This window comes from Haloarchaeobius litoreus, assembly GCF_024495425.1.
GTDB lineage: Archaea > Halobacteriota > Halobacteria > Halobacteriales > Natrialbaceae > Haloarchaeobius > Haloarchaeobius litoreus.
The window spans coordinates 1,091,493-1,104,360 of record NZ_JANHJR010000001.1 but is presented as its reverse complement, the minus strand read 5'-3'; the positions used below and the strand labels follow the sequence as shown (position 1 = coordinate 1,104,360).

Annotated in this window: 12 protein-coding genes; 10 read left to right on the top strand and 2 right to left on the bottom strand. The window is 68.5% G+C overall.

Annotated elements, in window-relative coordinates:
- Positions 1-10 precede the first annotated feature (10 nt).
- Both mvk and NOW55_RS05630 read left to right on the top strand, forming a co-directional pair.
- A complete protein-coding gene (mvk, locus tag NOW55_RS05635; protein WP_256399110.1) occupies positions 11-997 on the top strand; it encodes a mevalonate kinase in 987 nt (328 codons plus the stop codon).
- Complete coding sequence (locus tag NOW55_RS05630; protein WP_256399109.1) at positions 994-1,725, top strand: isopentenyl phosphate kinase; 732 nt, start codon at positions 994-996, stop codon at positions 1,723-1,725. Before mvk ends, NOW55_RS05630 begins: the two co-directional genes overlap by 4 nt.
- A 48-nt stretch (positions 1,726-1,773) precedes the next feature.
- Here the strand turns inward: NOW55_RS05630 and NOW55_RS20930 are convergent, their stop codons facing one another.
- On the bottom strand, positions 1,774-2,031 hold the full coding sequence (locus NOW55_RS20930) for an AN1-type zinc finger domain-containing protein (protein ID WP_256399108.1): 258 nt from the start codon (positions 2,029-2,031) through the stop codon (positions 1,774-1,776).
- A gap of 344 nt (positions 2,032-2,375) precedes the next feature.
- Between NOW55_RS20930 and NOW55_RS05620 the strand changes: the two genes are divergently transcribed.
- The 4 genes from NOW55_RS05620 (at position 2,376) to NOW55_RS05605 (ending at position 7,675) form a co-directional block, all read left to right on the top strand.
- Positions 2,376-3,728, top strand: coding sequence for a ribonuclease J (locus tag NOW55_RS05620; RefSeq protein ID WP_256399107.1), 1,353 nt, complete (start codon positions 2,376-2,378; stop codon positions 3,726-3,728).
- 4 nt (positions 3,729-3,732) lie between these two features.
- On the top strand, positions 3,733-4,782 hold the full coding sequence (gene idsA3 / locus NOW55_RS05615) for a geranylfarnesyl diphosphate synthase (protein WP_256399106.1): 1,050 nt from the start codon (positions 3,733-3,735) through the stop codon (positions 4,780-4,782).
- Positions 4,783-4,875: 93 nt separating this feature from the next.
- Entirely contained in the window at positions 4,876-5,355 is a 480-nt protein-coding gene (locus tag NOW55_RS05610; RefSeq protein ID WP_256399105.1) for a DUF8159 domain-containing protein, read from the top strand.
- A gap of 601 nt (positions 5,356-5,956) precedes the next feature.
- Positions 5,957-7,675, top strand: coding sequence for a glutamate--tRNA ligase (locus tag NOW55_RS05605; RefSeq protein ID WP_256399104.1), 1,719 nt, complete (start codon positions 5,957-5,959; stop codon positions 7,673-7,675).
- A 22-nt stretch (positions 7,676-7,697) separates the two neighbouring features.
- Here NOW55_RS05605 and NOW55_RS05600 read toward each other — a convergent pair whose 3' ends face one another.
- Positions 7,698-8,201, bottom strand: coding sequence for a DUF456 domain-containing protein (locus tag NOW55_RS05600; protein ID WP_256399103.1), 504 nt, complete (start codon positions 8,199-8,201; stop codon positions 7,698-7,700).
- A 134-nt stretch (positions 8,202-8,335) separates the two neighbouring features.
- Here NOW55_RS05600 and NOW55_RS05595 point away from each other — a divergent pair, with 134 nt between their 5' ends.
- The 4 genes from NOW55_RS05595 to NOW55_RS05580 are packed head-to-tail and all read left to right on the top strand — an operon-like array spanning position 8,336 to position 12,868.
- Positions 8,336-8,665: a 4Fe-4S dicluster domain-containing protein gene (locus NOW55_RS05595; protein ID WP_256399102.1), complete on the top strand. Its 330-nt coding sequence runs from the start codon at positions 8,336-8,338 to the stop codon at positions 8,663-8,665.
- Between the two features lie 6 nt (positions 8,666-8,671).
- Entirely contained in the window at positions 8,672-9,526 is an 855-nt protein-coding gene (locus tag NOW55_RS05590) for an electron transfer flavoprotein subunit beta/FixA family protein (protein WP_256399101.1), read from the top strand.
- A 2-nt stretch (positions 9,527-9,528) separates the two neighbouring features.
- Positions 9,529-11,208, top strand: a complete 1,680-nt coding sequence (locus NOW55_RS05585) for an electron transfer flavoprotein subunit alpha/FixB family protein (protein WP_256399100.1) — start codon at positions 9,529-9,531, stop codon at positions 11,206-11,208.
- The gene (locus NOW55_RS05580) at positions 11,201-12,868 is read left to right on the top strand and encodes an FAD-dependent oxidoreductase (RefSeq protein WP_256399099.1); all 1,668 of its coding nucleotides are present in this window, start codon (positions 11,201-11,203) and stop codon (positions 12,866-12,868) included. The genes NOW55_RS05585 and NOW55_RS05580 overlap by 8 nt, the downstream gene beginning before the upstream one ends.

The following is a 12,868-nucleotide window of genomic DNA, read 5'->3' as shown; positions in this document are numbered from 1 at the left end:
GAGAGTCGGTATGGTCACGGCAAGCGCCCCAGGGAAGGTGTATCTGTTCGGGGAGCACGCGGTCGTCTACGGCGAGCCGGCGGTCCCGTGTGCGGTCGAGCGGCGGGCGACCGTCAGGGTCGAAGAGCGGGCGGACGCCACGCTGCGCGTCGACGCACAGGACCTCGAGATCGAGGGGTTCACCGTCGAGTACGGCGCGGCGACGGACGAACTCGGCGTGGAGGTCCCGACCGAGCTGCTCGAGGCGGCGACAGAGTACGTCGACGGCGCGGTCGAACAGGCCAGAGACGCCTGCGGCGCGCCGGACACGGGGTTCGACGTCACCGTCGAGAGCGACATCCCGCTGGGGGCCGGTCTCGGGTCGTCGGCGGCGGTCGTCGTCGCGACCATCGCGGCGACGGCGGCGGAGCTGGGTGTCGAGCTGGACCCTCGCGAGGTCGCGGATCGCGCCTATCAGGTCGAGCTGGACGTACAGGACGGGCAGGCGTCGCGGGCGGACACGTTCTGCTCGACGATGGGCGGTGCGGTCCGCGTCGAGGGCGACGACTGCCGGACGCTCGACGCGCCGGACCTCCCGTTCGTCATCGGGTTCGACGGGGGCTCCGGCAACACGGGCGAGCTGGTCGCGGGGGTCCGGGAGCTGCGCGAACGGTACGAGTTCGCGGCGGACACCGTCACTGCCATCGGCGATATCGTCCGCCGTGGTGAGGCCGTCCTGACCGAAGAGGGTCCCTCGCTCGACGAGCTCGGACGGCTGATGGACTTCGACCACGGGCTGCTGGAGGCGCTGGGCGTCTCCTCGCGCTCGCTGGACGAGATGGTGTGGACCGCCCGGGAGGCCGGTGCCTACGGCGCGAAGCTGACCGGGGCGGGCGGCGGCGGCTGTATCGTCGCGCTCGACGACTCCTCCGCGACGGAGACGGCGCTGTCGTACTCGCAGGCCTGCGAGGCGGTGTTCCGTGCCGAGCTCGCCCGCGACGGGGTGGTGGTCTCGTGACGACCGTCCTCAAGCTCGGCGGCTCGGTCATCACGGACAAGGACCGCGCCGAGACGGTCGATGGCGAGGCGCTCGACCGGGCGGCCGACGCGGTGGCCCGTGCCGCCGACGACCTGGTCGTGGTCCACGGCGGCGGGAGCTTCGGCCACCACAACGCCGAGCGGTACGGCGTCAGCACGACCGCCGGGACCCACGACATCGGGGGCGTCACCGAGATCCACTCGGCGATGAAGGCGCTGAACGGACTGGTGCTGCGACGACTTCACGACCGCGACGTACCCGCGGTGCCCGTCCATCCGCTGTCGGCTGCGAGTCGGGATTCGTCGGGCGAGCTCACGCTGCCGGCCGGGCAGGTCGCGACGCTCCGGGCCGAGGGGTTCGTGCCGGTGCTCCACGGCGACGTGGTCGCTCACGCGGGCGAGGGGGTGACGGTGCTGTCGGGCGACGAGATCGTCACCTCGCTCGCACGCAGCCTCGACGCCGACCGGGTCGGCCTCTGCTCGACGGTGCCGGGCGTGCTCGACGAGGACGGCGACGTGATCGACAGAATCGAGCGGTTCGAGGACGCGGCCGGCGCGCTCGGCGGGGCGGAGTCGACAGACGTCTCCGGCGGGATGGCCGGGAAGGTACGGACGCTGCTGGACCTGCCGACCCCCGCGAGCGTGTTCGGGCTGGACGGCCTGTCCGCGTTCCTCGACGGCGAGGCACCGGGGACGACCGTGGACTGAACTGCCGTCACGGGTGAGGGACCGCTTCTCGCGAGCGGAAATGTCGGGTTACCGGCGCAGTCGACGGAGTCGGCGAAGCGGTGACAGCATCGCGTCGAGCGTCCGGCCGACGACCCCGCGCTCGTCGTGGTCGTCGGACCGTCCGATGAACGTCGTCTGGTCGTCGGCCCGTTCCGCGACCAGTGCGAGACCGCTGCAGTCGTGCCGTTCGGGGAGTCGGTGGCGGCCACAGAGGGTCTCGCCGCACTCGTTGCAGGAGTACGGCATCCCCTCGACCTCACGACCACAGAACGAGCACGACGCCATACGTCGGGTTGGGTGCAGTGAAAGTTAAACCTGTGGACCGTTCACACACTGCGTTCCCGCGGGACGCCGTCGACCCGGCGGCCGGCTGCCGTGCCAGCGTCCCGCGGCGTGCTTCGAGGGTCGTCGTCGCCGCGTAACCCACGTGCTTTTAACCTCGGACCGAGAAGGGTCGGTTAACAGACCCCGCGGGTAAGTGTGGTCGCGACGCTGCCGGCGACTCCGGCACCGCCCGCGCCCACATAGCGGGATGTGCGCCGACGCGCTGTAAGACGCCGGGGCGTAGCGTTCCGTTCTCCGGGGGAGTTTGCATATACCGAGACGCGGCATTTCGGTGCTACACAACCATGGAAATCGAAATCGCAACAATCGGCGGATACGAGGAAGTCGGCCGGCAGATGACTGCCGTCCGAGCCGGTGACGACGTCGTCGTCTTCGACATGGGTCTGAACCTCTCGCAGGTTCTCATCCACGACAACGTCGAGACCGAGAAGATGCACAGCCTGGACCTCATCGACATGGGGGCCATCCCGGACGACCGGATCATGAGCGAACTCGAGGGGGACGTGCAGGCCATCGTGCCCACCCACGGCCACCTCGACCACATCGGGGCCATCTCGAAGCTGGCCCACCGGTACGACGCGCCCGTCGTGGCGACGCCGTTCACCATCGAGCTCGTCAAGCAGCAGGTCGAGAGCGAGCAGAAGTTCGGGGTCGAGAACGACCTCGTGAAGATGGACGCCGGCGAGACGATGACCATCGGCGACTCCGGGCAGGTCGAGCTCGAGTTCGTCAACGTCACACACTCCATCATCGACGCCATCAACCCGGTCCTGCACACGCCCGAGGGCGCGGTCGTCTACGGGCTGGACAAGCGGATGGACCACACGCCGGTCATCGGCGACCCCATCGACATGAAGCGGTTCCGCGAGATCGGTCGCGAGGGCGAGGGCGTCCTCTGTTACATCGAGGACTGTACGAACGCGAACAAGCAGGGACGCACACCGAGTGAGTCCGTCGCACGGCGGCACCTCAAGGACGTGATGTACTCGCTGGAGGACTACTCGGGCGGCATCGTCGCCACCACGTTCTCCAGCCACATCGCCCGCGTGAAGTCCCTCGTCGAGTTCGCCCGGGACATCGGCCGTCAGCCGGTGCTTCTCGGGCGCTCGATGGAGAAGTACTCCGGCACCGCCGAGCGACTCGGCTTCGTCGACTTCCCGGGCGACCTCGGGATGTTCGGCCACCGGAAGTCCGTCGACCGGACGTTCAAGCGGGTCATGAAGGAGGGGAAGGGCAACTTCCTGCCCATCGTCACGGGCCACCAAGGCGAGCCGCGCGCGATGCTCACCCGGATGGGTCGCGGCGAGACCCCCTACGAGTTAGAGGACGGCGACAAGGTCATCTTCTCGGCCCGGGTCATCCCGGAGCCGACGAACGAGGGCCAGCGCTACCAGTCCGAGCGCCTGCTCGGGATGCAGGGCGCTCGCATCTACTCGGACATCCACGTCTCCGGCCACCTGAACCGGGAGGGCCACTACCAGATGCTCCAGGCGCTCCAGCCCCAGAACGTCATCCCGGCCCACCAGGACATGAGCGGCTTCAGCGGCTACGTCAATCTCGCGGAGAGCGAGGGGTACAAGATGGGCCGCGACCTCCACGTCACCCGCAACGGCAACCTCATCCAGCTGACCGAGTGACAGCATGACAGACCCGCAGACGCGAGAACAGACGGTGCTCGACGCGGTGGGCCAGCGACGCGAGCTCGTCAACCAGGCCATCACCGAAGAGCTGCCCATCAAGTCGCCCAGGCGGCTGTACGAGGCGTCTCGCTACCTGCTGGACGCGGGCGGGAAGCGGCTCCGGCCCACGGTGCTGCTCGTCGTCGGCGAGGCGCTGACCGACGTGGAGCCGATGTCGGCGGACTACCGGGAGTTCCAGTCCTTGACGGACGAGCCCGTCGACCTCATGGCCGCCGCCGTCAGCGTCGAGGTCATCCAGTCGTTCACGCTGATCCACGACGACATCATGGACGACGACGACCTCCGGCGCGGCGTGCCGGCGGTCCACAAGGAGTACGACCTCGAGACGGCCATCCTCGCGGGCGACACGCTGTACTCGAAGGCGTTCGAGATCATGGTCGAGACCGACGCCCCGCCCGAACGGGTCGTCGCGGCCACCGACACGCTCGCGTCGACCTGCACGAAGATCTGCGAGGGTCAGAGCCTCGACGTCTCCTTCGAGACGCGACGCGACGTCGACCCCGACGAGTACCTCGAGATGATCGAGCAGAAGACGGCCGTGCTGTACGCGGCGTCCGCGGCCATCGCCGGCGAGCTGCTCTCGGCGGACGACGAGGTCGTCGACGCGCTGTACGGCTACGGCCTCGACGTCGGGCGCGCGTTCCAGATTCAGGACGACGTGCTCGACCTCACCGTCCCCTCGGACCAGCTCGGCAAGCAGCGCGGCTCGGACCTCGTCGAGAACAAGCAGACGCTCATGACGGTCCACGCCCGCGAGCAGGGTGTCGACGTCGACGGACTGGTCGACACCGACAGCGTCGAGGCGGTCACAGAGACCGAGATCGACGACGCGGTGGCGACGCTCGAGGAGGCCGGCAGCATCGAGTACGCGAACCAGACCGCGCGCGACCTCGTCGAACGCGGCAAGTCCCGGCTCGAGGTCCTCCCGGACAACGAGGCGCGCGACCTGCTGTGCGATATCGCGGATTACCTGATAGAGCGCGGCTACTGACGAGCCACGGACGACTCAGTTCCTGAGTCGAACCCCGTATCGTGGGGCGAAACCCTCCGCGGTTTTAGTGGGTCTCCCTCTCAACCCGTAGTTATGCCACAGGACAGCATGACGACGCGACGGAGCGTCCTCGCGGGTGGGGCCGCGGCCCTGGCGGGACTCGCCGGGTGCCTCGGCGGCAACCAGGTACAGAAGTCCGAACCGAACCAGGACGGCGAGGGCACCCTCGGCGAACTGCGCTGGATACTCGAGGAGACCCACGGCTTGACGGTGACGAGCATGACGTTCGACGACGAGGTCGTCGACCTGGAGTACGAGTCCAGTGCGGGCGACCGCGCGGAGTCCCGCGAGGAGATCGGTCAGGTCATCTCCTCGTACGGGCTCATCATCGACAGCGGTGGCCCGTCGAGCCGACTGGAGGCGAGCATCGCCGACCGGTTCCCCGAGCAGGCCCAGGAGTACCACGTCGAGGCCTCGTGGGTCGCGCAGTGGCGCGCCGGCGAGATGTCCGACGCCCTCGTCGCCCAGCGCGTGTTCAACACGCGTCGGTTCCCCGAGTCCGCGACGGAGTGAGGAGCTGGGTCCGCGACGACCTGTGTCCGTGGCTGTGCCGGCTTCCCGACCGGCACTCCGAATCTGGGTGGTCGACCGGCGACGCGCCGGTCATCACGTGCGGATCGCGGTGCGGTCTGCGGTCGCGGTGCGGTACGGAGGCAACGACTGCGGTACGATAGTGGCGTTCTGCGGTGCGACCGGTAGATGTGGTGCGGTGGTTGGCTCCACGGTGGGTGGAGCACGCCGGGGCGGCTGTCTTCTTGGAACGGTGTTCGTGTCCCTGTGAGTGACTCGCCAGTTCCCGTTCGTTCTCGTGTTGTCGAGTACCCTGGACCCACGAACAGCCAGCGAGCCCCGAGCGTCTCGCCCCTTTCAGTCCCACCCACCGCGACCGCACCGCACCTCACACCTCCCCAGCCACTTCGCTCGGTCGCAGGCTCCCTCGCTCATCCACTGCGAGAGCAAGCTCTCACTGGCCATCGGAATCGCGCCGCGATTCCGAGACAGCCGCGCGCCACCCGGCTGGTCAGAATCGCATCGTCCTCGGTTCTTCCGAAACTGCCGTTCCCGGCGACGAACATCACGACTGTTTTGACGGTTCCGGCTGTACGCCACGTCAATGGACGATTCGCTACGCGAGCAGGTCGAGCGAGAGGCCGAGAAGCACGCCCTGTTCAACGCAATCAAACACGAGAGCGACGCCGCCGTCGGCGCGGTGATGGGCCCGCTGATGGGCGAGAACCCCGCCTTCCGCGAGCACGGCGACGAGGTGCCGGGCGTGGTCGGCGGCGTCTGTGGCCGCGTCAACCAGATGAGCCACGACGAGAAGCGCGAGCGGCTCGGCGAGCTCGCGCCCGACCTGCTGGCGGAGCTGGACAGCGAGGACGAGGGCGAGGAGCACACGCTGCCGGACCTGCCTAACGCCGACGAGTACGACGGGATACGGATGCGCTGTGCGCCGAACCCGAACGGCCCGTGGCACGTCGGCCACGCCCGGATGCCGGCCGTCATCGGCACGTACAGGGAGCACTACGACGGCTGGTTCTGCGTCCGTTTCGACGACACCGACCCCGAGACGAAGCGCCCGGACCTCGACGCCTACGACGGGATTCTGGAGGATATCGAGTACCTCGGCTTCGACCCCGACGAGGTCCTGAAGGCGAGCGACCGGATGGAGACGTACTACGAGCACGCTCGCGAGCTGATCGAGATGGGTGGGGCGTACACCTGCTCGTGCCCGCAGGGCGAGTTCTCCGACATGAAGAACAGCGGGGAGGCCTGCCCGCACCGCGAGAAGGACGCCGAGACGACCATGGCGGAGTTCGAGGACATGGTCGCCGGCGAGTACAGTTCGGGCGAGATGGTGCTCCGCGTGAAGACCGACATCGAGCACAAGAATCCTGCACTCAGGGACTGGGTGGCGTTCCGGATGATAGACACGCCACACCCGCGCGAGGAGGCGGCGGACTACCGCTGCTGGCCGATGCTCGACTTCCAGTCGGGCATCGACGACCACCTCGTCGGCATCACGCACATCATCCGCGGCATCGACCTGCAGGACTCGGCGAAGCGCCAGCGGTTCGTCTACGACTACTTCGGCTGGGAGTACCCCGAGGTCGTCCACTGGGGCCACGTCCAGGTCGACGCCTACGACGTGAAGATGTCCACCTCGACCCTCAAGGAGCTCATCGACGCGGGCGAGCTCGACGGCTGGGACGACCCGCGCGCCCCGACCATCAAGAGCCTCCGACGGCGGGGCATCCGCGGCGAGGCCATCGTCGAGTCGATGATCGAACTCGGCACCTCGAGCTCGAACGTCGACCTCGCGATGTCGTCGGTCTACTCGAAGAACCGCGACCTGATCGACGACGGGGCGGACCGGCAGTTCCTCGTGCGCGACGGCACCGAACTCGGCATCGTCGGCGGCGCACCGGAAGCCGGCGAGCCGCCGGTCCACCCCGACCACGAGGACCGTGGCGTCCGCGAGATTCCGGTCGGTTCCGCCGTGTTGCTCGAACCGAAGGACCTGCCCGAGCGCGAGGAGCGCGTCTGGCTGAAGGGCCTCGGATGCTTCCGGTTCACCCGCGACGCGCTCCAGTACACCGGCGACGACATCTCGGCGGTGCGCGAGGAGGGCGTCGACGTGGTGCACTGGGTGCCCGCGGCCGACAACGAGCCCGTCGAGCTGTGGACGATGGACGGCGTCGTCGAGGGCCGCGCCGAGCCCGGCTTCCGCGACCAGCCGGTCGATACGATGGTGCAGTTCGAGCGCGTCGGGTTCGCGCGCGTCGACGCCCACGGCGACGACGGCTCCGTGGCGTACTTCGCCCACGAGTAGTCCGCTGACACCTCCCACCCTTCTACCAGACGAACACGGACAGTCCGAAGCCGAGCAGCATCGACAGCGTCAGGAGCACCTGGACGACGGCGCTGGCGAGGATGCCGAGGCTGGTCGTCACCGCGGCGCGGGCGGCGTGGCGGTGGTCCTGGGTCTCCCAGTACTCCAGTGCGAAGACGGTGCCGACGACGCCGACGAGGATGCCCAGCGGACCGGTGACGAACAGGAGCGCGAGGCCGACCACACCCGCGAGCGCCGTCGTCTGCCAGGACGCACCGCCGACGCGGGCTGAGACAGCGTCCGCGAGCAGGTCGGCGACGACGGCGAACAGCCCGACGGCGACGAGGCCGACCGCGACGACCGTGCCGAGGCCCTCGCCCCAGAGCCAGAAGACGAGCACACCGGCGACCGAGAGCAACGGCCCGGGCATCGACGGGACCGCACTGCCGACGATGCCGGCGACGAGGAGGACCAGAGCGACGACGAGCACCGGGTCGACGCCGGTGAGGAGGGCCTGGAAGTCCATACAGTCGGGTAGTGGCGTCTCCATCAAGGGTGTTGCGTCGCCGCGGGGGCTACTGGTGACCGCCGACCGCCCCGCCGTCGGGACCTTCCCGAACGTAAATTTAAGACCCGGGCCGCCTTCGTCCCTAGGTGACAATGCCCATTGACCCGAACTTCGAGGAGAACCGCGAACTCGTAGACGAGCACAACGGCCACGACGTGTGGGGGCCGGTGGAGGAGCCCGAGCAGCTGGGCATCCACGGCACGCACGTCGCGGTGGACTTCGACATCTGTCTCGCCGACGGCGCGTGCCTGGAGGACTGCCCGGTCGACGTGTTCGAGTGGGTGGACAGCCCGGGACACCCCGAGTCCGAGATCAAGGCCGACCCGGCGAACGAGGCGCAGTGCATCGACTGCATGCTCTGTGTCGACGTCTGCCCGGTGGACGCCATCGACGTGGACGCAGGACGGCAGGGGCGTGCATAGGAACCGATGGAGATAGCAGTACTCACAAAGGGAGTCCCCGACTTCAGAGAGGGTCAGGTGTCCTTCGACGAGGACGGCCACCTCGAACGCGGGAAGACCCCGACGGTGATGAACCCGAACGACAAGTTCGCGCTCCGTGCCGCACTCCAGACGAAGGTGCGCCACGGTGGGAACGTCACGCTCTGCAGCATGGGGCCGCCGGGCTACGACAACATCCTGGAGGAGGGGATGCGCGACGTCTACGCCGACGACCTCGTGCTGGTGTCCGACCGGGAGTTCGCCGCGGCGGACACCTGGGCGACGGCGATCACGCTGACCACCGCGCTGGAGCACATGGAGACGGAGCCCGACGTGGTGTTCGCGGGCTTCAAGACGGCCGACGGCGAGACGGGCCACACCGGCCCGCAGACGTGCTGGGGGCTGGACCGACCCATCCTCACGCACGTCATCTCGCTCGACATCGAGCCGGAGAACGACGTGGTGCGCGCGAAGCGCCTCGTCGAGGGCGACGTGGACGAGATCGAGACCGTCGAGGCACCGCTGCCCTGTGTCGTCGTCACGGACCCCGAGTTCGAGCCGACGTACCGCCGCGCGGAGCACCGCCTCGAGCTGAAGGACCTGCGCGAACAGACGAAGGCGCGAGCGGAGAACTACGAGGACCACCTCACGATGTGGAACCACGAGGAGCTGAACCTCGACCCGGACTTCGTCGGACTGGACGGCTCGCCGACCATCGTCTCGTCGGTCGACCCCATCCCGAAGGCACCCTCGGAGCGCGAGGCGACGATGGTGACGCCCGACGACGAGGAGGGGATGGAACAGGTGCTCGAGGAGATGACGCCGTTCGCGGGGGGTGACTGAGTATGTCAGAGTTCGACCCCGGCGAGTACACCATCGCCGAGCTCGGCCCCGAGCTGAAGGACATCGAGGACGTCGACGAGCTGGAGGCCATCCTCGAAGCAGAGCAGGAGGGCGAGAACCGCACCGCCGCGGTGAAGCTCATCGAGAGCCGCATCGAGAAGTTCGGCGAGGACGGTGACGAGGGCGGCGGCGACGGCGAGCTCGACCCCGCGGAGATGAGCGTCGCCGACATCGGCAACGCCGTCAGGGACCTGGAGGAGGTCGAGGACCTGGAGGCCCTGCTCGAAGCCGAGGAGTCGGGCGAGGACCGGGACAGCGCGAAGAACCTCATCCAGAAGCGCATCGACGACCTCAGCGAGAGCGACGAGGACGAGGAGGGCGAGGCAGTCGAGGCCGAGGCCCCCGAGGAGCGCCACCCCGACCTCGACCACCCGACGAACGACAAGCGCCACGTCCGGGCCATCGACGACGGCACCTACGGGGACATGTGGGTGTACTGCGAGACGCAGCAGGGCGACCTGCTCGACGTCTCCCGCGAGATGCTCGGGAAGGCCCGCGAGCTGATGGACGACTACAACGAGGACTACGACGAGGCGGAGCAGGTCGTCGCGGTACTCATCGGCGACGACGTCGAGGCGCACACCGAGGAGTGCGTCGAACTCGGCGCGGACGTCGTTGTCACGGCCGAGGACGACCGCCTCGAACGCTTCCGGCACAAACCCTACACGCGCATCTTCGCGGACATGGCGCGGTGGGGCGGCGACCCCGGCGAGGGCAACCCCGACCCGGCGGACTGGCGGGAGTACGACGAACCGCGCTACGTCCTGTTCCCGGCGACGAACAACGGACGTGACCTCTCCGCGCTCGTGCAGGCCGAGCTCGACTCCGGGCTTGCCTCGGACTGCTCCGGCCTGTACATCGAGGACGCCGAGATATCGAACCCCGTCAAGACCGGCGAGCCGGGGACGACGAAGACGTTCGAGCGCATCCTGCACATGAAGCGCCCGGACTTCTCCGGCTTCGAGTACTCGACCATCCTCTGCATCGACAACCCGCACCGGGACTTCCATCCGCAGGGCGGCTCGGTCATCCCGGGCAGCTTCGAGATTCCGGACCCGGACCCCGACCGCGAGGGAGAGGTCGTCGAGTGGGACGGCGACATCGACGACGGGTGGTTCCGCGTCGAGGTCACCGACCACGACGTGCTCGACGAGGGCGTCGACCTCACCGGCAACGAGGTCGTCGTCGCCATGGGTCGTGGCATCGGCGCGAACCCGACGAAGGGGATGGAGCTCGGCATCGAGCTCGCCAACTGCTTCGAGGAGGCCGACGTGGGCGTCACCCGGGGCATCGTCACGGGCTCGTACCAGTTCGATGCGAACGTCGAGCCGTACACGAAGGAGGAGCGCCAGATCGGCGAGACGGGGCAGGTCATCGCGCCCGACCTCTACATCGCCGCCGGCATCTCCGGCGCGATCCAGCACAAGGTCGGGATGGACGACTCGGACGTCATCGTCTCCATCAACACCGACCCGGACGCCCGCATCAGGGACTTCTCGGACTACTTCATCGAGGGGGACCTGTTCGACGTGCTGCCCGGGCTCATCGACGCCGTCAAGAGCGGCGACGTGAGCGAGGCACTTGCCGAGGCCGCGGCTCCCGGAGGTGGTGGCGATGACTGACCGCGAGCGCTACGAGGCGGTCGTCGTCGGCGCAGGCCCGGGCGGTGCGGCCGCCGCGGCACGCCTCGCCGACCACGGCGTCGAGACGCTCGTCCTCGAACGCGGCGTCGACGCCGGTTCGAAGAACGTCTCCGGCGGGCTCATCTACGCCGAGCAGTCCGCGCCGTACACCGTCGACGACCTGTTCCCCGACTTCCGCGAGGAGGCCGCGGAGCGCCCCATCACCGACTACAAGATGGACAACATCGCGGGGAACCGCGTGAAGACGTACGACCTGACGCCGCTGCACGAGAACGACACGCTCTGGTGCGATTCGGTCCTTCGCCGGAAGATGGACTCGTGGATGGCCGAGCGGGTCCACGAGAAGTGCCGCGAGAGCGGCGGCGGCCTACTGACCGACGTGCGGGTCAACGGCCTGCTCCGTGAGAACGGCGAGATCGTCGGCGTCACCTGCGACGAGCTGGACGACATCGAGGCCGACGTGGTCATCGCGGCCGACGGCGTCAACTCGGAGCTCGCCCGCGAAGCCGGCCTGATGGACTGGGACGAGCCCGACGAGTGGTTCCAGGGCGTCAAGGCCGTGGTCGACTGCCCCGACGGCCACATCCAGGAGACGTTCGACGTCGACGAGGACGAGGGTGTCGCCCGGCTGTTCTCGGGCGACCTGTTCCAGGACGCTCGGGGCGGCGGGTTCATGTACACGAACCAGGACACCCTCTCCATCGGGACGGTGTTCCATCTCGACAGTCTCGTCGAGGAGCGGGCCGAGACGCACGAACTGCTCGACGCGCTGTTGACCCACCCGCACCTCTCGAACTGGCTGCCCGAGGAGTACGACGAGATCGAGTACTCCGCGAAGCTCGTTCCCGATTCGAAGAAGGTGGCGCTCAAACAGCCCCACCGCGACCGCCTGCTGCTCGTCGGCGACGCCGCCGGGCAGATGCAGGCCCAGGGCCCAATCATCAAGGGGATGAACCACGCGGTCACGGCCGGCGCGCTCGCGGCCGACGCGTACGTCACCGCTCGTGGCCGCTCCGGCGAGACCGCGGGCCAGCGCTACACCACCCTCCTCGACCAGGAGGGCGTGATGGACAAGCTCCGGCCGAAGAGCTACGACTGGACGAGCGGCATCAGCGAGCATCCGGCGATGGCGAGCGTCATGGAGACGGTCGCGAAGTCGCCGGTCGGCCGCGCGGTGCTTCGGACCGGTACGGCCGAGTCGATGGTCGAGAAGGCGTTCAACTCGCCGCGCCTGCTGTCGATGCTGCCGGACATCAAGCCGGCCTACGTCACCATCCCGACGCTCATCGGGGAGGAGCAGGGCGCACCGATCAGCGGCGAGAGCACGGTCGAGCCGCCGAGCCTGGAGGAGCGCATCGGCGACCTGAGCTACAACACCGACATCGGGAACCCGCACATCGAGGTGCTCGACAACTCGTGGGAAGCCAGCGGCATGGCGGTCACTGCCTGCCCGGTCAGCGCCGAGGACTTCGGCGGCGGCTGCTACCGCTCGGAGACCGTCGGCACGAACGGCAGCGAGGAGCGCGTCGTGAGCCTCGACACGCAGCCCTGCGTGGAGTGCGGTACCTGTGCCGTCGTCGCTGACACGAGGTGGGAGCACCCACGCGGCGGCAAGGGCGTCGAGTACGAGCAGGGCTGA